Genomic DNA, 22,576 nt, shown 5'->3' with positions numbered 1-22,576 from the left:
AGACCGAGAATTTTCGTAAATTAAGGTCTGGTTTTTTTATGCAATGATGGAATTTGACTACCGAAAAGAATTGACCAAGCTTCCCCATAAACCGGGAGTTTACCAGTATTTTGATAAGGAAGGCACGCTGATTTATGTAGGCAAGGCCAAGGATCTTAAAAATAGGGTAGGTTCTTACTTTGTCAATCCGGATCAATTGAACAGCAAAACTCGGGTTTTGGTTCGGAAAATCAACCGCATTGCTTTTACCATTGTCGATACGGAAATCGACGCTTGGTTGTTGGAAAACAACCTGATTAAAAAGCATCAACCGCGCTATAATGTGATGCTGAAAGATGATAAGACCTACCCCTGGATTGTCATCAAGCATGAGCGCTTTCCCCGTATCTTCTGGACCCGCAAATACATCAAGGATGGATCCCGGTATTACGGGCCCTATGCCTCTGTAGGGATGATGCACATCGTCTTGGATATGATTCGGGAGCTGTTTCCCTTGCGTACCTGTAACCTGAGCTTAACGCCGGAAAACATTGCCAAGGGGAAGTTCAAGGTTTGTTTAGAATATCAAATCGGGAATTGCAAAGGCCCTTGCGAGGGTTATCAAACTGAGGAAGATTACAACCAGAACCTCAGCGATATCAAAGATATCCTGAATGGAAAAATAGGGGTAGTTACGAACCGCTTGAAAGAGCAGATGCAGGATGCTGCCCAACAGATGGATTTTGAATTGGCGCAGAAGTTTAAGATGAAGTTAGATAAGCTCGCCAATTATCAGAGCAAGTCTACGGTGGTGAACTCCTCCATTACGAATGTGGATGTGTTCAGCATTGCTTCCGAAGACAATTACGCTTTTGTCAACTTCCTAAAGGTTGTGAATGGGGTAATTATCCAGACACAGACTTTGGAGATGAAAAAGCGGTTGGATGAAACGGATGCGGAACTGCTCGCCATTGCTATCCCCGAAATCAGGACTCGATTTAGAAGCCATTCCCGAGAGATTATCGTGCCTTTTGAACTCGATATCGAGGGCAATGAAGATATGCGCTTCGTGGTGCCCAAACTGGGTGAAAAACGAAAGCTACTGGACCTCTCCTTGAAGAATGTAGCCTACTTTAAGAAAGAGCGCTTATTGCAATATGAAAAGCTGAATCCTGAAGTGAAGACCGATCGTATTCTGAAGCAAATGCAGAAAGACTTGCGTCTTCCCGTACTGCCCAAGCATATCGAATGTTTTGATAACTCGAACATCCAAGGTAATTTCCCGGTATCGGCTATCGTCGTCTTTAAAGATGCAAAACCATCGAAAAAAGACTATAGACATTTCAATGTGAAGACGGTGGAGGGGCCGAATGACTTCGCAACGATGGAAGAGGCGGTATACCGACGCTATAAGCGTGTTCTGGATGAAGATCAGCCGATGCCGCAGCTCATCGTGATTGATGGGGGTAAAGGGCAGTTAGGCGCCGCTTTAAAAAGCTTGCGTTTGCTAGGCATTGAAAAGCAAGTGACGGTGATTGGTATAGCCAAGCGTTTGGAAGAGTTATACTATCCCGGTGATCAGTATCCCTTGTATTTGGATAAGAAATCAGAAACCCTTAAGATCATCCAGCACCTTCGGGATGAGGCGCACCGCTTTGGGATTACCTTTCACCGGAATCAACGCAGTCGGAAGACATTTGTTTCCGAGTTGGAGAATATTCCCGGAATCGGCAAAGTATCGGTGGAGAACCTGTTGAAAACCTTTAAATCGGTTAAAAAAATCAAGGAAGCTTCAGATGAAGACCTAAAAAAAGTGCTCAACCTAAAACAGGTGCAAGCACTTCGACATTATTTTTCCGGTGAGGAGGTCTTAAAGTAAGCCTAGCTCTAACTTAGCTTCCTCGGTCATCATATCTTTGGTCCAAGGCGGGTCGAAGGTCAATTCTACTAGGGCTTCCTCGATTCCTTCAATGGCGGCCACTTTCTGTTGTACCTCACTCATGATTTCTCCAGCCACAGGGCATCCCGGTGCCGTTAGGGTCATCACGATTTTCGCCTGTTTATTTTCTTTGGTAATAATCTCATAAACCAATCCCAGGTCCATGATGTTGGCGGGTTTTAATTCCGGGTCGTAGACTGTTGCTAGGGCCTCTTGGATTTGGGTCGCCAAACCCAATCTATCCATTATAATAATATTCATGTTAATTTCCTTTCGTTTTTGCCAGGGTATCGGTATAAATCTGTTCCAGCTGCTCCATCACTAAAGTGCGTTCGTATTTATGCAGGTACTCTTGGCGACAATTTTCTTGTATTTCTTTTTTCTTTTCCGGGCTTATGTTCAACCAATCGGTCAAGGTTTTGATGATATCGCTATGATGATTAGGGTCAAAGCGCAAGCCTGTATACAAAGGTACGACCATTTCGCTTAAAATACCAATATTGCTAGCCAACACCGGGATACCGAGGGAATATGCTTCTAGCACCGATAGGGGCATGGATTCATAACAAACCGATGGCACAACCAAGGCGGTGGCACCAGCCAGGTGTTTACTGATGGTTTCGCGGGACTGAAAGCCCATGTATTGGATATTAGGCGAATGCTGCGCCAGCTGTTCCACTTCCTGCTGTAAAGGCCCTGTGCCAAAGATTTTCAAAGGATGGTTGGTCGCCTTCCAGGCATGCAACAAAGGAATTATACCTTTTTCCTCCGATAAGCGGCCAATATATACGAAGGATTGGTCATTAATCAGCTCCTCCGGGGTAATTTGCGCCACAAAATTAGGCTTTACGATAAACTTATCTGCCGGTATGCCGACCTTGGATTTCAGGAAGATCGATTTGGCAAAGTCGGATAACACAATAACCTTGTCCAGCAAGTCGAAGGTTCCACGTTTTCGATGGATATAGTACGTTAGTGCCGTCCAAAAGGTTTTGAGGTACGAATTTTCCAGCACCTTCTTTTTAACAGCATCCCAAGGGAAGTCTGCTTTTAACGATTCCAGGTAAATATTGCCATCGTGGAATAAGGTTGCTGAGGGGCAAATCAAGCGGAAATTATGCAGGGTCATCAACATGGGAATCTGCAGCTTTTTAAGGTGCAGGATAAAGAGTGGCCCCAAGGCATAATGCATGTTATGGATATGGATAAGATCCGGCTTAAAGGCCTCCACTTTCTTGAGGATTTTCTTGGCTTCCTGTCCATTCCAAGGGTAGCTTAAATATTGCAGGTAGCCCTTTAGTCCCTTCACGTTTTTTACGGAATACAGCTCAACTTCATGCTTTTTCAACAGGATGTCCATCTCTTGGCGCATCACAAAATCTTCCCCTCCGATATGTTGATATTGATTATGAATGATGAGTATCCGCATAGAACGTTTATGAATTTACGCAAGTTACGTAGAGTATGTTTAATATCAAATTGCGCTCAGCCTATTCCTGACAAAATCCTTATCTTCGCAGTAATTTAAAGATTATGTTTGAAAAGCATCCTTACAGCATTTTAGTTAGTCAATACCTACAGGAACGCAGCTTCCCCTCTACACCGGCTTATTTATACGACCCTATCCGCTACATCCTTTCCCTAGGAGGGAAGCGCATTCGGCCGATGTTGGTGTTGATGTCGGCGCGTTTATTTGGCAAGGAAGATCTAAACGATGTATTGCCGGCGAGCTGTGCTATCGAGTATTTCCACAATTTCAGCTTATTGCACGATGATATTATGGACAAGGCGCCGCTTCGTCGTGGGCAGCCAACGGTACACATGCAATGGAACGACAATGTGGCCATCCTTTCCGGCGATGCCCTGTTGGTGAAAGCTTATGAGGAACTGGCCAATAGCCCGGCAGGCAAAATCCCTTCGCTATTGCGTGTATTCAATCAGGTGGCCTTGGAGGTATGCGAAGGGCAGCAAATGGATATGGATTTCGAGAACCAAGATGCGGTTTCTGAAGCGGCCTATTTAAACATGATTAAGTTAAAGACCTCTGTTTTACTGGGCGGCGCTTTGAAGATGGGGGCTATCCTAGCCAATGCATCCGAGGAGCAGCAGCAGCTGATTTACGACTTCGGCGTGAATTTGGGCATTGCCTTCCAGCTGCAGGATGATTTCTTAGATGTGTATGGTGATCCTTCGAGCTTCGGAAAACAGGTAGGCGGGGATATCCTCTGCGATAAAAAGACGATCCTACGCATAAAAACTGAAGAATTAGCTACGGGAGCATTACGCGAATCTTTTGAAAATTTAATAGGCACTGTTGCGCTTAGTGACGAAGTGAAGGTGGCAGAAATGAAAAAATTATATGGTCTTTTGGCCGTTGACGAGTACAGTACCCAGCTAAAGGAGCAATATATGCAATTGGCCTACAATAAATTAAGCAGCATCGATGTGGCCGAGCAGAACAAGGCCGAGCTTTTTGCCCTAGCCGATATGCTAATGAACCGCGCTAAGTAAATTATGATATTTGTCTAGATTTTCCTATTTTGGGTAAATTAACTATATATAGTCAAAGCGAATTTTAGCGCATGGAGCCTTTAAAAATTACCATATTTCAAGCCTATCTATTCTGGGAAAACGTAGATAAGAATTTGCAGAATTTAGGACTGCGATTATCTTCTTTACGTGAGAAAACAGATCTGATCATATTGCCTGAGATGTTTAATACCGGTTTCACCACCAATGTGGAGAAATGTGCAGAAACCATGTCGGGTAAAACCATGCATTGGTTATACGAAACCTCGAAGAAGTTTGACTGTGTAGTTGCCGGTTCTTTGATTATTGAAGAAGGCGGTAAATATTTTAACCGTTTTATCTGGATGTCGCCCGACGGCACCTTCTCGCATTACGATAAACGACACCTGTTTAGTATGGCGCAAGAAGACCAGGTATTTACGGCTGGTAGTTCCCGGATTATCTTGCCGTTAAAAGGCTGGAAAATCTGCCCGATGATCTGCTACGATCTTCGCTTCCCGACCTGGTCGAGAAACCAGAATGCCGCCTACGACCTGTTGGTCTATACGGCAAGCTGGCCGGATAAACGCTCGCAACATTGGCGCGCATTAATCCCAGCACGTGCTATTGAGAACCAAGCTTTTGTTATCGGGGTGAACCGCGTAGGTCACGATGGTAATGAGGTGTATTATTCCGGCGGATCGATGTGTATTAATCCGAATGGCGATGTGGTGTATTATAAGCCCGAGGATGAGGATCTTTACACGTTTACTCTCTATCCGAAGGACCTGGAAGAGAACCGATCGCGCTTTCCATTTCTAGACGATCAGGATCAGTTTCAAATCCTTTAATTCCCTTTTAGTACTGATAAGGTCTTTCCAAAATGGCCTGTTGGATAACAGCTTTGCGAAGATCAAATTCGGGATGCTCCACTTTAGTATGGTCTTGCAGGGCTGCTTGGCGCTCTAATTTCTGCTGAAGCTTTTGCCGTTCCAGTTTTTTCTGTTGCAATTGACGTACTTCTTCCGGCAGGGCTTCCCGCTGGTAGCTAGCTGGCTCCATCTGCACTTTTCTGCTTTCTTTTTGAACAACGGCAGGTCTGCGAGCCTCATGTTCAGGGCTTGGCGTCGGTTGTTGACCTTGCATTTGTCTTCTTACCTGATCCATGCGGCGTTTGGAACTTTCCATTTCCTTTTGGTAATTATCATAAATTTTATAAAAAATTCCACCGACAATAAGCAGCACTGTAATTAGCATATCCATATCTATAAAGTTAATTAAATTTTTTTATCAATTAAGCTTTAACAATTTATATTTGTTTTTCTGTTTTTTTATCTTTTAATTGCATCAACAACTTTTAGCCTTATTAACCAAATCATTATTATGGATGTTTCAGAAATGTATCATGACGAGTTTTACTCGTTCCTAACCGGGCGGGTTTCCACAGCCATTGGGAGGCGGCTGCAACGGAATTTCAAGCTCATCGGACTGAATATCACCGCCGAGCAATGGAGTGTTTTATACTTCTTATGGAATGCCGAGGGAATCAGTCAGCAGGAGCTTGCACGCTTAACTTTTCGGGATAAACCGAGTATTTCGCGGTTGATCTCTAACCTAGAGAAGCAGAAGCTGTTGGTTCGTGTGAATGGATCGGGGGACCGTCGCATGAATCAGATTTATTTAACGGCGCAGGGCCATCGCATCAAGGACAAGTGTATGGCACAAGCAGAAAAAACTATCTCCGAGGCTATGTCTGGGGTGGATACGGAATCCATGCGTCAGGCACAGGCACTGCTAGAGATAGTTTTTAATAACTTAAAATAAGTTTATTCTACCTATTAATCGAATACTTCCGGCGCAAAATCGCTACGGTTATTCACTAATTTTCCGGTATTTTTAAAGTAGATGTCGTGGAAGCTTAATGTATTTTGGCTGTCTACCTTGCGGAAGAATTTATCTGCGGATACATCTTCGAGGGTTTTAAAGCCACAGGCTTCCATAATTTCTACGGTTGCACGTAAAGTGTTTCTATGGAACTGTGCTACGCGCACATATTTATCATTTACGTCCAGTCCTTTGTAAAGGTGCGGTTGCTGTGTTGCCACACCTACCGGACATACGTCTTCATTACATTTTAAAGCTTGAATACAGCCTAAAGCGAACATCATTCCACGTGCGCTGTAGCAGGCGTCGGCTCCTAAGGCAATTACCTTCAAGATGTCAAATCCTGTTACAATACGGCTAGAAACAATGATTTTGATGTGTTTCTTTAAACCGAAATTAATTAACGTGGTAGTTACAAATGCCAAGGCATCGTATAAAGGCATCCCTAAGTTATCGGTGAATTCAAGAGGTGCAGCACCCGTTCCACCTTCCGATCCGTCTACCGAAATAAAGTCTGGGAAGATCTGGGTTTCCTGCATGGCCTGACAGATGTCGATAAACTCATTTTTATCGCCCACACATAGCTTAAAGCCAACCGGTTTACCATCGGATAGGTCGCGGAGTTTCTGGATGAATTCCATCATTTCTATCGGTGTGCGGAAGGAACTGTGCGCCGGTGGCGACATCACATCCGTTCCAGGTACCACGTGACGAATGGCCGCAACTTCAGGCGTGTTTTTCGCCGCCGGAAGGATACCCCCATGGCCCGGTTTTGCACCCTGCGATAATTTCAGTTCAATCATTTTTACGTATGGACGGGTGGCTTTCTCGCGGAATAATTCACCCGAGAAGTAACCGTTTTCATCGCGACAACCGAAATAACCGGTACCCACCTGCCAAATTAAATCGCCACCTGAGATATGGTATTGCGAAATACCACCTTCACCGGTGTTGTGTGCAAAGTTTTGTAAGGCGGCTCCTTTATTTAGGGCGGTGATGGCGGTACGGCTTAAGGCACCGTAACTCATTGCTGAAATATTGAACACACTTAAGCTATAGGGTTGCTTACATTGAACATTCCCCACCAAGGTGCGTAAGTTATGATCTTCGATGTGAACAGGGAAGATACTGTGTGCTGCCCATTCGTTACCAATGGTTTGTGGGTCGGTTTGCATCCCGAAGGCCACGGTTTCGCGTTGGTTTTTCGCGCGTTGATACACGATGGAACGCTGGCGACGGTTGAATGGACGGCCGTCGGTATCCGATTCCCAGAAATACTGACGTAATTCCGGACGGATAGATTCAAAGAAATACCTAAAGTACCCTACAATAGGGTAATTGCGTAAAATAGCATGGCTTGTTTGGAAGCTATGGTATAAAGCAATAATCAATAGGGGGAAAGGGATTAACAACAACCAGAACCATTTTGGCGTAAAAATGAGGCCAAATGAGATGATGATTAGGTTGATTAGGATGATGGTCCCTAAAATTAGTTTTCTAACCTGCATGATAGCTCTTTTAATCGATATTCTATTAGCTTTATATGACCAACATCTAGTTCCGCTATAAATGTGCCATTTATTTTGCGGTCCGAAGGATTGGTTATTTAAAATGCAAAATTAGTAAGTTCGGCGATGATAAAGAAGGAAAAGGACTTTTAGCTGAAAATTTGCTGATTTGCTAAATTTTATTCAGCTTTCATCCTCTTTTTTTAATAAGGTTAGTTATTTGTTGGTAAATAAGTTGCCATTCGTTATTGTCACTAATAAACTGCAAATGCTTTCTTATCGTAATTTCGTCATTTCTGCTGGCAGGGCCGGTTTGCACGTCTTTTGGGAGCTTATTTTGCACCTTTGCGGCGGTCTCCAAGATGATGGGACGGATGAGGTTAAAGGGCAAGTTATGTTGGCTTAAAAGCTCGTTAGCCACTTGGAAAAGCGCATTACTGAAGTTGTTTGCAAAGACGGCCGCCACATGTATGGCTAAGCGCTGCTCGGAATTACAGGCGAAGGTTTTGTTGGAAAGGCTAGCAAATAAATCAAACAGCAGGGTTTCATTTTGTTTACTATTGGCTTCGATGCCAAAAGGGATTTGTGTAAAGGAAATATCGACTTCTTTGGAGAAACTTTGCACCGGATAGGCCACGCCGTAATTTTCAAAATCCTGTAACAGCGCCATGTCTGTAGCACCCGAGCAATGGATCACTAATCCCTTTACTTTTGGGAGGCTGGGCAGTAGGGTTGGAATGGCCGCGTCAGCAAGGGCCAGCACATAGAGATCAGCATCTTGATGGAGGTCGGCCAGGTTGTCGATGGCCTGGCTAGAAAGCAGTTTAGCCAATGCTGCTGCATTGGCTAAGGTTCTACTGTATACTTGTGTAATATGATGTCCGGCTGCCAGAAAAGCTTTTCCCCATTGGGTTGCTATATTTCCGCTGCCAAGGATTACAATTTGCATTAGTTAGGCTTTACTTTACTGATGCGTGCATCTTTAACCCTTCTGTAAATGGCCAGGCAGAAACCGATGGTCATCACGATGGTACCACACCAGAAGAAATTGATGTACGGGAATTTAATCGCTTTAAATACCACCCATTTCTTCTCCGGCAATGGTTTCTGGTAAGCCATCAATTCCAATTTATTTTTATCCGGGTGAATATTCGAGAAGCGGAAACGCAAGCCTTGTTCTGGCACATCTTTATGGAAATCGAAGGTGTTTCCACCTTTAATCAAGAAGACCGGTTCAGCTTTATATTCTTTACCATCTGCGGCTACTACGCGAATCTGTAAGCCCACCATGAAGTCGCCTTCTGCTTTCGGCATGTTTTCCAGCTTCGCTTCCTTATTGATGTTCTCAATAATATAGTATCCGTTTCTGTAGCGTAGGGTATCGCCGATATTCACTTGATAGGTTGCCGGTTCTTCGTATTCCTCAAAACTGGAACGTTCCGAAGCTTGTTCGTCTTTGTTCACATTAGCTTGCGAATCCGAGGCTGCAGCGGTAATCAAGGTATAGATATCGTGTGTCAGGAAGTGTTTTGTTCCCGGTGTACCGATTAGACCACCCATTTGTGGGTTGTTTTGCGCAAATGGCGACAAGATAAAGGACTCTTTGGTTTGTCCGGTTTCCTCGTCAATGCGTTCGTATTTTATTTTGTAGAACACGTTTGGTGCCGCTACAGAATCACCGATATAGGTGATTTTATATTCGCCCATTTGCACGGGTTCATTCTCTGTTAAAAACAGGTTTTCCCCAGGTTTTTCCACTTGGTCAAATCCAGCCACAGCGATGTAGTTACTGCTGTTTACTGAAATAACTTCGTTGGTAGCCGCCGCAATAAGAGCCCCAATCAATAGCAAACCGAACCCGATGTGTGATACGGCAGAACCCGCGAGGCGCCATTTTCCTTTAAATGAATCGGCTAATATTTGCAGATTGGCCAAGATACAGAATACCGAGCTGAAGGTAATCAAGATGTACATGATGTTACCATACACTTTGGTAAAGTATACAATGGCTGCAGCAATAACTAAAGCGAATATAAAGGAGGCCAACGTACCTGCCCAGAATTTCTTAGGCTCCGAGCGTTTGTATTTCAAAAATTGAGTAAAGGCCGTTAATATCATCACTACAACGGCGAAGGCTCCTTGCCATTTGTTGTAATGAGGGATCGGGTCGATTGGAGGCGCTACTTTGGTGCCAAATAGAGCGTTGAACACCGGAATGGAGGTGGTGGCAATCATTTGCACACAGGCTACGGTAAGCACTAAGGCGCCGATAAACAACCAGAATTCGCGGGAATAAATATCTTCTTCTTTTTGGCTGCTCGGCATTTCTTTTTTGCGAGCCACCAATAAGACCACCATAATGGCGAGGAAAGTCAGGTTAAACAAGATAAGCTGGCCCGACATTCCTAAACTGGTGAAGGAGTGTACAGATGTTTCGCCAAGAATACCCGAACGGGTAAGGTAAGAGGCGTAAATCACCAATACAAAACTGATCAAGCATAGGAAGGCAGCCGTAAAATAGGCATGTCCTGTATTTTTATAGGCTACCATCACGTGCACAGCGGCAATTAAGGTTAGCCAAGGGATAATCGATACGTTTTCCACCGGATCCCAAGCCCAGAACCCACCGAAGTTCAGTGCTTCATATGCCCAGAATGAACCCATAATAATACCGGCTCCTAAGATCATCACGGCAAATAAAGCCCATGGCAATCCGGGGTTGATCCAATCTTTATAGCGTTTTAACCATAAGGCAGAACCCGCATAGGCGAATGGAACAATCATGGAGGCAAAGCCTAAGAATAGGGTAGGTGGGTGAATCACCATCCAGTAATTCTGCAGCAAGGGGTTTAAGCCACGCCCGTCAGGAATCATGGAGAGGTAATTTGCATTTTTAAGAAACGGAAAGTTCAGGGCTTCTCTTAAGAGAATAAAGGGTGAACTTCCGATGCGTGAACCAAATACTTCAACGCCCAGTAGCATGGAGGCCAAGAATACCTGACACAGCATGACGAAGGTCATAACCGGGCTTTCCCAGCTTTTGGCGGTGAATAATAGGACGATTCCGAGCACCATCTGCCAGAACATCCATAGCCAAAAACTACCTTCCTGTCCTTCCCAGAAGGCAGAAATAATGTAGTGGGTAGGGAGTTTGGTCGAGGAGTGCGCGTAGGCGTAGTGATACTCGAATAAGTGATTGTAGATAATATAAAAGAGGGTGGAACCGATTACCACGATGGATAAGGCATTTAGCCAGAAGCCCACGCGTGCCATTGTTTTCCAAGATGTTTCCTCCGGATTTTTACTGGCAAAGAAATAAGAAATACAAGAAAATAAAGCCGCTCCAAAGGAAAGGACCACGAAAAACTGGCCTATTTGTCCTGGAAGAAGGCTCTCGCCTACGAAATTGACGTCCATAAGGTGTTTAAAAGATTAATTAAGGGATGCTGAGGAAGTTTCGATAACCTCCATTTGGTCCTGGTTATATTTCGAAGGACATTTCATTAAGATTTTGCTGGCATGGAAAACTTGTCCTTCCATTTTTCCTGTAAGCACAATCTGTTCAGAGCGTTCGATATCCTGCGGCTTCGAACCCTTAAATACCACCTGACATTCGGTGCTATCATTATCGTACATGTAGAAAGAGAAATGATTGGCATCCTTCACTGGATCGTAGTGTAAGGCTTTTTCTTTGTTTAAAACTCCCACCACATACAGCTCTGTGTTTTTTTCTCGTGCCTCCGAAAAGGTAGAGTAGGTACTAGAGTCGGTATAGATCACCAGAATCATGGCAATTGCAATCGCAATAATAACCATTAAAATGATCGAGCTTTTCTTCATCTTGTTTTAATATATAATTATCCAGCTACAAAATTACGAATTAGTCAGCACAGGAATGAATTTCGCAAACAAATAGCTTTATTTAGAATAGTTCTAATTAATTAGTAGGATAGTCCGCAAAATTCTGTAGGATAGGTGGTTATTTAAGTTTTAAAGGGATTGTTGCAGTTTACTGTTGTCGCTAGGTCAAACTAATAAATACTCCATACTAAATACGAAGCCCAAATTTATGACACTTCCCTTTCACTCCCCTTTCTCACCCCTTTCACTTCCCTTTCAAGCCCCTTTGCAAAGGGATGAAAGAGGCTTGAGAAAAAGGATAGAAAATGAGGAGGTAAAAGGGGAATGAGCAGGTTGTATATACAATTAGCTATCTCTAGTGGGAAAGAATGAAAAATAGTATTAGGAATTAGGATAAATACATAGGCGAATGGCTGGGGCAAGCTTTAGTTTTGAATATTAAATGATTTGTATTATGGAAAAGAAAAAAGTAGTTCATCCAGATCGTGACCCCAATTTTGTGACGGGTGCTTATTCGGATGCGGTGATCGTTGGAGATTTTATTTTTGTAAGTGGTCAGGCTGCTGTTGATTTTCAAACCTCTGCCTTTGTACTAGGCAGCATCGAAGAAGAAACTAAACGCACCTTGGATAATATTAGCGCTATTTTGAAGGAAGCAGGTGCCGGGATGGATGATGTGGTAAAATGTACGGTTCACCTTTCCGATATACATGATTTTGATCCTTTTAATGCGGTGTATGGGGGGTATTTCACTGGCATTAGGCCAGCACGAACCACCGTTCAATCGGTATTGGCAGAAGGTATTAAAGTAGAAATTGATTGCATTGCTAAATTAAGCTAATACCCTATGTCGGAACAGCTACATAAAATAGGGGTGGTGGGGCTTGGCTTAATGGGAAGCAGCATCATTGTGGCTTTGCTTAAAGCAGGATGCGAAGTTGTGGCGGTAACTCCTTTAGTTGAAGAATTTGAAGAAGGGAAAAATAGAATTATTGAACAGCTGCAGCTTGCAGCAGGCATGAAATTGTTGACGGAGGATGTTCCCTCGTATAGGCAAAGGCTACAGGTTTCCAAGGATTTTCAAGACCTGAAGCCTTGTCAGTTGGTGATTGAGTGTATTATTGAAGTTGAGGCGATTAAAAGGGAAGTATACCATAAGATCGAGCTGGAGGTTGCGGCGGACTGCATCATCGCCAGCAATACATCGGCTATCCCGATCAATATTCTGCAACGCTATCTAGAGCGTCCCAATCGTTTTATGGGAATTCATTGGGCAGAGCCTGCTTATGCGACCCGATTTTTAGAAATAACCTGTGGCGAACTAACTGAGGTGCGCCTTGCCGAAATGGTGCAAGAGGCGGCCCTAGGCTGGGAGAAAGAACCAACCCTCTTATACAAAGATATACGCGGCTTTATTACCAATCGATTGATGTATGCCGTGTATAGACAGGGTTTTGAATTGATTAATAATAATACTGTGGATATGGCGGGGCTGGATAAGTGTTTTCAATACGATATCGGATCCTGGATAACCATCATGGGTATTTTTAAACGCATGGATTATATTGGTTTGCACCATTACCTGCACACTTTTGAACAAATTTTCCCGAAGCTGACGCAATCCGATGTGGTTCCACCCATTATGGATTCCATTATTAAAGAAAATGGAAGAGGCATCCATAACCTTATTGGCCTTTACCCGCATGACGAGCAATCGGCCAGCAGTTTAGAAAATAATTTTGCAGCCTTTAATGAAGAAATATACCTGCTTGCCGATCGCTATCGCGCAAAGCTAAAAGAGTTAAACCTAACCGAAACCAATGGAAAATAAGAGATATCAACAATCCAAAATTTTATTAGCGCGTGCGAGCAAGGTATTGGCTTCGGGCGTTTCTTCAGAATTTCGGAAATATAACCATCCACACGCCCTTTTTTATGATTATGCGAAGGGGAGTATGATTCGCGATGTGGACGGCAATGAATACGTTGACTTTACCCTAAGTCAAGGCCCGTTAATTTTAGGCCACTCCAACCAAGGGGTGTTGGATGCTGTGGATGCTTATTCCCGGCAGGGGCAGTTATTTGCGGGCCAACATGTGCAGGAAATTGAACTTGCCGAGAAAATGCAGGAGCTGATTCCATCGGCGGAATTGATGCGTTTTTGTTTAGATGGTTCTGAAGCGGTACAAACCGCTTTGCGCGTGGCCCGGTCGAAGACCAAGAAGAATTTATTTTTAAGGTTTGAAGGGCATTATCACGGTTGGCTCGATAATGTGGCCTATGGTATTTCTGTGCCTGCGGAAGGATTTGGAAGTCGTGAAAACCCGAACCGCAGTCCTTGGTCTGCCGGTTTGGCGCAAGAAAGCGCGGATGAATTTATCCTGATTCCTTGGAATGATGCCGCTTTATTGGAAGAAACGATTTTAAAACATAAAGACCAGCTGGCGGCCGTGATTACCGAGCCTATTATGTGCAATAACGGTTGTATTCTGCCAAAGGATGGCTTTTTATCGAAAATGCGCGCTTTATGCAGCGAGCATCAGATTGCCCTTATTTTTGACGAGGTAATTACCGGATTTCGAATGGGATTGGCTGGCGCCCAGGGTTATTTTAACATTACCCCCGACCTTTCCATCTTTGCAAAGGCCATGGGTTCGGGCTATCCGATCAGTGCCATTGTGGGTTTACGCGATTGGATGGAGGAACTTTCTTCCGGCCGTGTGATTCATGCGGGCACGATGAATGCGAGCAACCCTACAGTTGCGGCATCCTTAGCTACGATTCAGGAATTGGAAGCCGATAAAGAGGTTTATAACAGGCTTTTTAGCCTTGGCAATACGTTAAAAGAAGGTTTGCAAGCCTTGGCGAAAAAGCATCAGCAGAACCTCTTGGTGCAAGGGCCGGGACCGATGATAAATACCTCTTTTACCGATTTAGCCGATGTGACCGAATACCGGGAGGTGCTACAGGCCGATAAAGCGAAATTGAATGCGTTTATAAGTCAACTGCACGATGAGGGTATTCGCGTAATCGGTAGAGGTTTATGGTACATCAGTGCGGCAACGCGGATGGAAGATGTAGAAAAAGCACTTCGTGCTGCGGATATTGTCCTTTCAAAATTGTAAATTAGTATTGCCTGAATTCATGAAAACTATAGCCGACACGACTTTTCTTATTGCTGGTCATTCCCGAATTGCTACCGCATTGACGCAGTATCTCAACACGCAGTCTATAAACGTGCAGCATATTCAAGAGCCTTCAGGCTTGTCGACCGATCTTAAAGCAGATTATATTTTTGCCTTTACTTCCGATCAGTTGGAAGAAAAAATAAAACTCATTCAGCCGCTACTCCCGGCATTAAAGGAGGGCGGGATATTGACCATCAACCTAGATGGTATACAGCTTGCGGATGTTCAGAAAAACACCCGCCAAGATGTATTAGGGATGAACCTGAATTTTCCAGATCAGCATTCCCCATTCATGGAAATTATTAGAACCGAGCAGAACGATGATGCTCAAATAAAGCAGCTTAAATCTTTTGGTGAACATACGTTGAAAAAGGATCCTTATGTGGTGAACCATGGCCTCAGTGCCCGTGCTTATATGATTGCTGCGATGACGCGAGAGGCCTTTTACCTGGTGGATAACGGCTATGCAAATATCGAAAGCATCGATCGGGCCTGCCGCAATGATGCCGGTTATTACCTACCTTTTACGGGGAACTTTTTGTATATGGATTTAATGGGGACCATGGCCTATGCCTTGGTGATGAAGGATTTGAACCCGGAATTGGCCAATTGTAAAGAATTGCCACAATGGTTTATCGATAAGGTGAAGGCGGGCAAGTGGGGGATGAAAACCAAAGGTGGGCTTTATGCTTATGCGGAAGGTGACCTGGAAAAATGGGAAGCTGTGATTGCCGATTTTTCTGCTGATATTGATGCATTAATCCGGAAGAATATTCAACATTACGAACGAAGATTAACTTATGAATAATCGTCTTATCATCGATGCACATTTAGATTTGGCGATGAACGCCATCGAGTGGAACCGGGATTTAAGCAGACCTATTGATGAAATTAGACAAAGGGAGCTGTTTAAGCCAGACAAGCCAGATCGTGGAAACGGCACAGTTTGTCTTCCGGAGCTGCGCAAAGGCAATATAGGCCTGGTGGTGGCTACGCAACTTTCGCGGGTGGCACCCCTAGGCAGTGGTTTGCCGGGTTGGCATTCGCCGCAACAGGCTTGGGCCATGACCCAAGCGCAACGCGTGTGGTACCAGGAAATGGAAAAACAAGGAGAACTGCGTTTGATTCATAACCTCGCAGGTTTAGAAGCCCACCTGAAACTTTGGGAAGAAGCAGAGGATACCAACGATCTTCCAATTGGCTATATCCTGAGTTTGGAAGGCGCCGATTCTTTAGTGGATGTGGACTATTTGCAGGAGGCCTATTCCTATGGCTTACGCGCGCTAGGCTTATCGCATTTTGGGCCGGGACGCTATGCTCCGGGAACCAAAAAAACAGGCCCGCTAGACGCGAAAGCCTATGATTTGATGCGGGAGATGAGTCAGCTGAACATGATATTGGATGTGACTCATTTGACCGATGAAGGCTTTGATGAGGCCTTGGATTTTTATGATGGGCCTATTTGGGCTAGCCATCATAATGTTCGAAAAATAGTGCCCAACCAAAGGCAATTAACAGATGCACAAATAAAGCGTTTAATAGAAAGGGATGCCGTTATTGGCGGTATGCTAGACTGCTGGGCTATGGATGTGCGGTTTATCGATACGGTTTCTGATCCTTGGCAACTGGATATTAAATTGGAAATGCTAGTAGATCATTGGGATCATATCTGTCAATTAGCAGGGAATGCCAAGCATATCGGCATCGGCAGTGATTTGGACGGGATATTCGGAACGGAACAATCACCCTGGGACTTAGATACTATTGCTGATTTGCAAAAATTTGATGCTATATTGAAAAAGAAAGGCTATTCTGATGCCGATATTGATGCCGTTTTTCATGGCAACTGGCTACGCTTTTTACGGAAAAATTGGAAGTAATTGTATGTTATTCGGAAATTCAGCTCAAATAGATATTACGCCGACCTTGGGAACCCTCATTAATGGGGAGTTTACCAGCAGGTATGCCCGTAAAATTGCCGATCGCTTATTTGCGAAGGCAATTTATTTAAACGATCGGAACACAGCGATGTTGCTTATCATGGTGGATATCTGTGTGATGAAACGTGATTTTTTAGATCCTATAAAAAAGCAGATCCATCAACTGACCGGAATTGCGCCAGCGCAGCAGTTAATTGCGAGTACGCACGCCCATTCGACCGGAAGTGTGGCTGATTTATTGATGGGTCATGTGGATGTGGCGTATCGGCATTTTTTGGAAAAACAACTGCTGGAATTGGCCAAACAGGTGGTTCAACAAGAGCATGCCCTGAAAGTGGCTTTTGGTAAAGTGTCAAAACCGGAGCACCTCACCTGTAGGCGGTATAAGATGGATGATACCTATCAACCGCAAAATCCAGTATTAAAAACAGTAGATGCGATTAAGACGAACCCTTTTGGGGCGGAAGAACATATTCTGCAACGGACAACAGTGCCTGATCCTGAAGTATGCTTTGTTGGCTTCAAAGATTTGGATAACCGCTGGGTAGGGCTATTGGCAAATTATAACCTGCATTATGTGGGCGATTGTGAACGCGGAACCATTACTGCGGATTATTTCGGCTATTTCGCGAGGAAGATAACTGGCTTAATTGCTGCGCCCGATATGGTTTGTATGATGAGCAACGGCACGAGTGGCGAGGTTAATATTTGGGATTTTATTGAAGGTGATCGTTATCCGAAAGAGTATCATGCTAAAAGTGAATTAATAGGCGAAGACCTGGCGATGGCTGTCTTTGAAAATTTGGCTAGCCTGGTATGGGATGAAGATGCCAGCCTGGGGCTAGCTTATGAAGAGCTCAGCTTAAACAAAAGAGCAATTTCTCCAAGCTTATTAGCGGAGGCTGTAAAGCTGGTCGGCCTTACGGATTATGAAGCTGTATCGTATACCGATGCCGATTTATACGATAAGGTGTATGCGCGTGAGCAGGTTTTATTAACGGATGTTCCGGAAGAGATTCAGTTTCCGGTGCAATGTTTTCGAATTGGCAGCATTCGTATCGGTGGCCTCGGCGGGGAGTTTTTTAGTGCCAGTGGTAAAGCGCTGAAAGCAGCATCCGATTCTTATTTTACCATTTGCATGGCCAATGATTATGTGGGTTATGTGCCGCCAAAGGAGGAGTTTGAAAATGGAGGCTACGAAACCTGGCGCTGCCGCAGTAGTTTTTTAGCTGAAAATTCAGAAGAAAAAGTGAGGGATTGTTTAATGGAAATGATCCGAAAAAGCAATTAAATGGATATGATGATGCAGAGCCCTTATGTTATTAAAAATACAGATCAACTAGCAAGCCCAAGTTTGTTGGTTTTTCCAGAAGTTGTTCAAGCCAATATAGCTAAAATTCTTACCAAGGTTAAGTTGGATAAACTTCGTCCACATATAAAAACCATTAAATCGAAACCGTTAATTCAGCTTTTGATCGATGCCGGTGTTCGGAAGTTTAAATGTGCCACCTTAAAAGAAGCTTCGCTATTGTTGGAATGGGAAGAGTTGGATATTTTGTTAGCTTATCCTGTGGTGGGCTATCAGCTCGACCAGTTTATTCAGTTGTTGGTGAAGCATCCGCAGGCGAAGCTGCAATGTTTAATTGATGATGTGGCTACCGCCAGTTTACTTCATGAAAAGGCGGCACAATATGGCCTGTCGGTTTCAGTTTTTATCGATGTAAATCTGGGAATGGGCAGAACAGGTGTAGCCATTGATCAATTGGAAGAATTTTATGAGGAGGTAAAGGCCTTCGATCATCTTGAAATTATAGGATTCCACGGCTATGATGGGCATATTCGTGAAATCGATCTGGGCGAACGTACAAAGGTTGTAAAAGCTGTGTTTGACCGGTTTTTAGCGGTTCTAAAACGCATTGAAGAACAAGCTCATCGTAAATTAACTTGTGTCTTCGGTGGGTCGAATACCTTCCCCATCTATAGCCAATATCCCTTTGTGGAATGTAGTCCCGGCACTTTTATGTTGTGGGATTGGGGCTACCATATCAGTTTGCCGGAGCAGAATTTTGGTTTTGCTGCGGTATTGTTTACCCGTATTATTTCTAAGCCTAGCTTAAATCATGTCTGTCTTGATTTGGGTTATAAAGCTGTTGCTTCGGAGAATCCTATTGCCCAACGTTTTCATATTCCCAAACATGAAAACTGGCGACCTATTATGCAAAGTGAAGAACATTTGGTGCTGGAAGTGCCGGCAGCGGAATGGGAAAACTTGGCTGTGGGAACGGAAGTTTATGTGATTCCATATCATATTTGTCCTACGGTGGCTATGTATCCGTTTTATCGGGTTGTGGCGGAGGAGGGCATTCGCAGTACCTGGGAAATTGCAGCCCGGTATTAAGAAAAAGTCTTTTGAAATATTGTATCTGTTATCTACAAAAAAGTAGTAGATAGGGCTTTGCTTTAAGTTTATTTTTGAATTGAATTATTGTGTAGTTAATAATTTCTAACCTCTATGAAAATATATAACCAATTGAAATTTAATAGCGCCCATGTTTTCGAGAACACGCGTTATTGCAGTAATAAATGCCGTAGATTGGCTTTATTGCTTGTTTTTTTATGTTTTAGTATTGCCTCCTTTGCGCAGGTTGCTATTACAGGAAAAATTGTAGATCAAGAAAGTAATCCTATTGTTGGAGCTACAATAACAGAGAAAGGAACACAAAATGGCACCTCTACAGACCAAGATGGTCGTTTTAGAATTACGGTGAAGTCTGCAGAAAGTATTTTAGTTTTAAGTTCGGTTGGAAAGAAAACAATAGAGCTAAAAGCCTCAAGTTCAGGTCTTCAAGAAATCACTCTTGATAGTGAAGATAAAAATATTGATGAGGTTTTAGTTGTTGGATATGGTAAGCAATCGCGTGAAACCTTAACCACTTCCATTTCTAAATTGGATGATAAGGTGTTGGAGAACGTTTCATTTGCCAATCCTGCTAGTGCTTTACAAGGAACTGTTTCGGGGGTTCGGGTTCAAAGTACATCGGGGCAACCAGGTGCGGCTCCACGTGTTATTATTCGTGGTGGAACTTCGATTAACAATCCGAACGGTGCAAGCCCTTTATATATAATTGATGGGGTTATTCGGGGTAATATGAACGATATTAATGCAGATGATATTGCTTCTATGCAGGTGTTAAAGGATGCGGCATCAACTTCCATTTACGGAGCACGCGGATCTAATGGTGTTGTTATTATTACAACAAAATCTGGAGACTCTAACCGAACAAAGGTTGAATATTCCTATAATTTGGGATCATCGAAAGTAGGTCAGTTATATGATATGGCTTCTGCACGTGATTATATTTACTATACACGCGTTGGTGCGATGGTTGCTGAGCGTAAGGTTCCAGGTTCTAAAAATGCTTTAACACAACCAATAGGCTACGGTACTGGGAATGATTTAACAAATAATACCGGCTTTACCACCCAATATTTATCAGAGGCAAATAAACATAAACTAAATGAAGGATGGGAGTCTATGCCTGATCCATTGGATCCTACGAAAACCATTATCTTTCAAGAAACGAATTGGCAAGATGTTTTATTTCAAAACAGTGTAACCAATGATCATCATTTAGCGGTATCTGGGGGGAATGACCGTGCAACAGTGAATGCGAGTTTAGGCTATATGAAGAATAACGGAATTGCAATCACTACATTTTATGATCGAATCTCGGCTAATTTAAATTCCGATTTAAAAGTTAATGATCAATTATCGGTTAATGGAAAGGTTATGTATTCCTATTCTACTAATAATGCGGTGTATAGTGATACGGAATTGTTTTTTAGAGCAGCAGGTTTAGCACCAACAGCAAAATATACTTTTGAGGATGGTACATTAGCTCCTGGCCAAGGAAGAAACACGGGAAACCCTGTTTACTATTTAAATCGGAGAGACAATAAAAATGCGAATGAGAATTTGACATTAGCTTTATCTGGAGATTGGACACCAATTGAGGGGTTAACAATATCTCCGCAGGTTTCACTATATAAGGTTGCGGGCGATAATTATGCATTTATTCATTCCTATCTAAATGGTGTGGGAAATGTGAATACAACCAGACCAGCTTCTGCTGGTTATAGTAAAACCATGCAGACCCAAGCCGATTTAACGGCTAATTACACAAAGAGCTTTGGAAACCATGCCTTGGATGCTATGGTAGGATTCTCCTATTTTAGACGCTATGTTTTTGGTATTTCAGCTTCTGGCCAAGGTGCTGCTACGGATTTAATTCCTACCTTAAATGCTTCTTCTACCCCTGTTGCTGTTGGAGGCAATGAAAGCTTATTTGCGTTGGTAGGCTATTTTTCTCGTTTAAATTATAATTACCTAGAGAAATATCTGCTTTCAATAACGGCAAGATATGATGGTGCATCGAACTTAGGTACGAACTATCGTTGGGGTTTCTTTCCAGGTATTTCTGCTGGTTGGAACGTGCATAAGGAGCCATTTTTTGAAAATGTAAAACCTTATTTTTCGACCTTAAAGCTACGGGCAAGTTATGGTGTGAATGGAAATATTTCCGGGTTATCTGATTTTCACGCGCAAGGATCTTATTCCGTTGGAAATCGTTATCTAGGGGAATCAGCAGTTGAAAATACTGTATTAGCGAATCCGAATTTGAAATGGGAGCAATCTAAAACGTTGGATTTCGGGGTAGATTTGGGTTTCATGGATAACCGTTTTAATATTTTATTCGATTATTATAACCGACGTACAGATGATTTAATTACTAATTTGACTTTACCGCCTTCTACTGGTTTTTCTAGCATTTCCACCAATTTGGGAAGCTTACAGAATAAAGGAATTGAATTGGAGTTAAATGCGGACATCATGCCTCGATCTTCCGAATTGCAATGGAATGTGGGCTTCAATGTTTCTACTACTAAAACAAAAATCTTAAAGTTACCGGAGAATGGGGTGTTGAATAATCGTGTTGGTGGTGTTTATGTTTGGGACAATGCTTCTTCTGACTATCGTTGGATGGGAGGTCTGCAAGAAGGTGGACGTATTGGCGATTTTTATGCTTGGCAACAAGATGGTATTTATAAGTCAGACGCAGAAGCTGCAAATGCAGCGGTCGATCTTACGATGCCATTTGCTAATAAAACCAAATATGGCGGTGATGTAAATTATGCCGACCTAGACCGTAATGATACCTTAGATACTCGCGATTTAACTTATCAAGGAAATCCGTTCCCAACTTTAACTGGCGGTATTTCTACTTCGGTTAACTATAAAGGATTCTCTCTATATGCACGTATGGATTATACAAAAGGGCATACCATTTACAATTATGCGAAGATCTTTTTAAGCGGTATGTGGGCTCCAAACCTAAATATTCCACAAGAAATGATTGATAAAGGATGGAAACAAGATGGGGATATTGCCGAACGCGCCCAATATGTTCCTGGAACAGCCAATTACAGTTATTGGCGAGGAAGTGCTTACCACCTTTCTTCCACGAACTCTGCGTTTTATGAGAAAGGGGATTATTTAACCTTACGAGAAGTTACCTTGGCTTATCAGTTTCCTTCAGCCTGGACAGAGCGTATTAAATTAAAAAACATCCGAGTGAATGTGACAGGTAGTAACTTGTATTATTTCACTAAATATACCGGCATGAATCCAGAGGACGGTGGGTTAGATCAAGGTCGCTACCCTATTCCACGCAATTTTGCTGTTGGTATTAAGGCTTCATTTTAAGTAAG

General features: G+C 43.2%; 19 protein-coding genes. 12 read left to right on the top strand and 7 right to left on the bottom strand.

What is annotated here, in order from left to right:
• Positions 1-43 precede the first annotated feature (43 nt).
• Positions 44-1,858 carry an excinuclease ABC subunit UvrC gene (gene uvrC, locus GQF63_RS12970; protein ID WP_160369662.1) on the top strand — a complete coding sequence of 605 codons (1,815 nt, stop codon included), beginning with the start codon at positions 44-46 and terminating at the stop codon, positions 1,856-1,858.
• Here the strand turns inward: uvrC and GQF63_RS12965 are convergent.
• Together GQF63_RS12965 and GQF63_RS12960 are read right to left on the bottom strand one after the other, a co-directional pair.
• The gene (locus GQF63_RS12965) at positions 1,850-2,179 is read right to left on the bottom strand and encodes an iron-sulfur cluster assembly protein (protein ID WP_160369661.1); all 330 of its coding nucleotides are present in this window, start codon (positions 2,177-2,179) and stop codon (positions 1,850-1,852) included. The two genes, uvrC and GQF63_RS12965, sit on opposite strands and share 9 nt — an antisense overlap.
• 1 nt (position 2,180) lies before the next feature.
• Positions 2,181-3,347 carry a glycosyltransferase family 4 protein gene (locus GQF63_RS12960; protein WP_160369660.1) on the bottom strand — a complete coding sequence of 389 codons (1,167 nt, stop codon included), beginning with the start codon at positions 3,345-3,347 and terminating at the stop codon, positions 2,181-2,183.
• A gap of 104 nt (positions 3,348-3,451) precedes the next feature.
• Here GQF63_RS12960 and GQF63_RS12955 point away from each other — a divergent pair, with 104 nt between their 5' ends.
• On the top strand, positions 3,452-4,429 hold the full coding sequence (locus GQF63_RS12955; protein WP_160369659.1) for a polyprenyl synthetase family protein: 978 nt from the start codon (positions 3,452-3,454) through the stop codon (positions 4,427-4,429).
• Between the two features lie 71 nt (positions 4,430-4,500).
• Positions 4,501-5,277, top strand: coding sequence for an amidohydrolase (locus GQF63_RS12950; RefSeq protein ID WP_160369658.1), 777 nt, complete (start codon positions 4,501-4,503; stop codon positions 5,275-5,277).
• 7 nt (positions 5,278-5,284) lie between these two features.
• On the opposite strand, the gene GQF63_RS12945 is transcribed toward GQF63_RS12950, so the two are convergent.
• Positions 5,285-5,689 carry a hypothetical protein gene (locus GQF63_RS12945; RefSeq protein WP_160369657.1) on the bottom strand — a complete coding sequence of 135 codons (405 nt, stop codon included), beginning with the start codon at positions 5,687-5,689 and terminating at the stop codon, positions 5,285-5,287.
• 120 nt (positions 5,690-5,809) lie between these two features.
• Between GQF63_RS12945 and GQF63_RS12940 the strand changes: the two genes are divergently transcribed.
• Positions 5,810-6,250 (top strand): MarR family winged helix-turn-helix transcriptional regulator, encoded by a 441-nt coding sequence (locus GQF63_RS12940; protein WP_160369656.1) that lies wholly within the window; start codon positions 5,810-5,812, stop codon positions 6,248-6,250.
• Between the two features lie 14 nt (positions 6,251-6,264).
• On the opposite strand, the gene GQF63_RS12935 is transcribed toward GQF63_RS12940, so the two are convergent.
• From GQF63_RS12935 to GQF63_RS12920, 4 genes are all read right to left on the bottom strand, one after another.
• Positions 6,265-7,818: an FMN-binding glutamate synthase family protein gene (locus tag GQF63_RS12935; RefSeq protein ID WP_160369655.1), complete on the bottom strand. Its 1,554-nt coding sequence runs from the start codon at positions 7,816-7,818 to the stop codon at positions 6,265-6,267.
• A gap of 190 nt (positions 7,819-8,008) precedes the next feature.
• Positions 8,009-8,767 (bottom strand): Rossmann-like and DUF2520 domain-containing protein, encoded by a 759-nt coding sequence (locus GQF63_RS12930; protein WP_160369654.1) that lies wholly within the window; start codon positions 8,765-8,767, stop codon positions 8,009-8,011.
• Positions 8,767-11,235, bottom strand: coding sequence for a heme lyase CcmF/NrfE family subunit (locus GQF63_RS12925; protein WP_160369653.1), 2,469 nt, complete (start codon positions 11,233-11,235; stop codon positions 8,767-8,769). Before GQF63_RS12925 ends, GQF63_RS12930 begins: the two co-directional genes overlap by 1 nt.
• A 15-nt stretch (positions 11,236-11,250) precedes the next feature.
• Complete coding sequence (locus GQF63_RS12920; protein ID WP_160369652.1) at positions 11,251-11,658, bottom strand: cytochrome c maturation protein CcmE domain-containing protein; 408 nt, start codon at positions 11,656-11,658, stop codon at positions 11,251-11,253.
• A gap of 475 nt (positions 11,659-12,133) precedes the next feature.
• Here GQF63_RS12920 and GQF63_RS12915 point away from each other — a divergent pair, with 475 nt between their 5' ends.
• From GQF63_RS12915 to GQF63_RS12880, 8 genes are all read left to right on the top strand, one after another.
• A complete protein-coding gene (locus GQF63_RS12915; RefSeq protein ID WP_160369651.1) occupies positions 12,134-12,520 on the top strand; it encodes a RidA family protein in 387 nt (128 codons plus the stop codon).
• A gap of 6 nt (positions 12,521-12,526) precedes the next feature.
• Complete coding sequence (locus GQF63_RS12910; RefSeq protein ID WP_160369650.1) at positions 12,527-13,510, top strand: 3-hydroxyacyl-CoA dehydrogenase family protein; 984 nt, start codon at positions 12,527-12,529, stop codon at positions 13,508-13,510.
• On the top strand, positions 13,500-14,804 hold the full coding sequence (locus GQF63_RS12905; RefSeq protein WP_160369649.1) for an aspartate aminotransferase family protein: 1,305 nt from the start codon (positions 13,500-13,502) through the stop codon (positions 14,802-14,804). Before GQF63_RS12910 ends, GQF63_RS12905 begins: the two co-directional genes overlap by 11 nt.
• Positions 14,805-14,823: 19 nt before the next feature.
• Positions 14,824-15,675 (top strand): 3-hydroxyacyl-CoA dehydrogenase family protein, encoded by an 852-nt coding sequence (locus tag GQF63_RS12900; protein WP_160369648.1) that lies wholly within the window; start codon positions 14,824-14,826, stop codon positions 15,673-15,675.
• Positions 15,668-16,747, top strand: a complete 1,080-nt coding sequence (locus tag GQF63_RS12895; protein WP_160369647.1) for a dipeptidase — start codon at positions 15,668-15,670, stop codon at positions 16,745-16,747. Before GQF63_RS12900 ends, GQF63_RS12895 begins: the two co-directional genes overlap by 8 nt.
• A gap of 4 nt (positions 16,748-16,751) precedes the next feature.
• The gene (locus GQF63_RS12890; protein ID WP_160369646.1) at positions 16,752-18,098 is read left to right on the top strand and encodes a hypothetical protein; all 1,347 of its coding nucleotides are present in this window, start codon (positions 16,752-16,754) and stop codon (positions 18,096-18,098) included.
• A 6-nt stretch (positions 18,099-18,104) separates the two neighbouring features.
• Positions 18,105-19,205: an alanine racemase gene (locus GQF63_RS12885; protein ID WP_160369645.1), complete on the top strand. Its 1,101-nt coding sequence runs from the start codon at positions 18,105-18,107 to the stop codon at positions 19,203-19,205.
• Between the two features lie 114 nt (positions 19,206-19,319).
• Positions 19,320-22,571: a SusC/RagA family TonB-linked outer membrane protein gene (locus GQF63_RS12880; RefSeq protein WP_160369644.1), complete on the top strand. Its 3,252-nt coding sequence runs from the start codon at positions 19,320-19,322 to the stop codon at positions 22,569-22,571.
• The last annotated feature ends 5 nt before the right edge of the window (positions 22,572-22,576 follow it).

It is taken from the genome of Sphingobacterium humi (genome assembly GCF_009768885.1).
GTDB lineage: Bacteria > Bacteroidota > Bacteroidia > Sphingobacteriales > Sphingobacteriaceae > Sphingobacterium > Sphingobacterium humi.
This window is presented reverse-complemented; position numbering and strand designations above follow the sequence as displayed.

Coding starts and splice junctions, on each gene's coding strand:
- uvrC (WP_160369662.1), top strand. CDS start 44: ATGATGGAATTTGACTACCGAAAAGAATTGACCAAGCTTCCCCATAAA.
- GQF63_RS12965 (WP_160369661.1), bottom strand. CDS start 2,179: ATGAATATTATTATAATGGATAGATTGGGTTTGGCGACCCAAATCCAA.
- GQF63_RS12960 (WP_160369660.1), bottom strand. CDS start 3,347: ATGCGGATACTCATCATTCATAATCAATATCAACATATCGGAGGGGAA.
- GQF63_RS12955 (WP_160369659.1), top strand. CDS start 3,452: ATGTTTGAAAAGCATCCTTACAGCATTTTAGTTAGTCAATACCTACAG.
- GQF63_RS12950 (WP_160369658.1), top strand. CDS start 4,501: ATGGAGCCTTTAAAAATTACCATATTTCAAGCCTATCTATTCTGGGAA.
- GQF63_RS12945 (WP_160369657.1), bottom strand. CDS start 5,689: ATGGATATGCTAATTACAGTGCTGCTTATTGTCGGTGGAATTTTTTAT.
- GQF63_RS12940 (WP_160369656.1), top strand. CDS start 5,810: ATGGATGTTTCAGAAATGTATCATGACGAGTTTTACTCGTTCCTAACC.
- GQF63_RS12935 (WP_160369655.1), bottom strand. CDS start 7,818: ATGCAGGTTAGAAAACTAATTTTAGGGACCATCATCCTAATCAACCTA.
- GQF63_RS12930 (WP_160369654.1), bottom strand. CDS start 8,767: ATGCAAATTGTAATCCTTGGCAGCGGAAATATAGCAACCCAATGGGGA.
- GQF63_RS12925 (WP_160369653.1), bottom strand. CDS start 11,235: ATGGACGTCAATTTCGTAGGCGAGAGCCTTCTTCCAGGACAAATAGGC.
- GQF63_RS12920 (WP_160369652.1), bottom strand. CDS start 11,658: ATGAAGAAAAGCTCGATCATTTTAATGGTTATTATTGCGATTGCAATT.
- GQF63_RS12915 (WP_160369651.1), top strand. CDS start 12,134: ATGGAAAAGAAAAAAGTAGTTCATCCAGATCGTGACCCCAATTTTGTG.
- GQF63_RS12910 (WP_160369650.1), top strand. CDS start 12,527: ATGTCGGAACAGCTACATAAAATAGGGGTGGTGGGGCTTGGCTTAATG.
- GQF63_RS12905 (WP_160369649.1), top strand. CDS start 13,500: ATGGAAAATAAGAGATATCAACAATCCAAAATTTTATTAGCGCGTGCG.
- GQF63_RS12900 (WP_160369648.1), top strand. CDS start 14,824: ATGAAAACTATAGCCGACACGACTTTTCTTATTGCTGGTCATTCCCGA.
- GQF63_RS12895 (WP_160369647.1), top strand. CDS start 15,668: ATGAATAATCGTCTTATCATCGATGCACATTTAGATTTGGCGATGAAC.
- GQF63_RS12890 (WP_160369646.1), top strand. CDS start 16,752: ATGTTATTCGGAAATTCAGCTCAAATAGATATTACGCCGACCTTGGGA.
- GQF63_RS12885 (WP_160369645.1), top strand. CDS start 18,105: ATGATGATGCAGAGCCCTTATGTTATTAAAAATACAGATCAACTAGCA.
- GQF63_RS12880 (WP_160369644.1), top strand. CDS start 19,320: ATGAAAATATATAACCAATTGAAATTTAATAGCGCCCATGTTTTCGAG.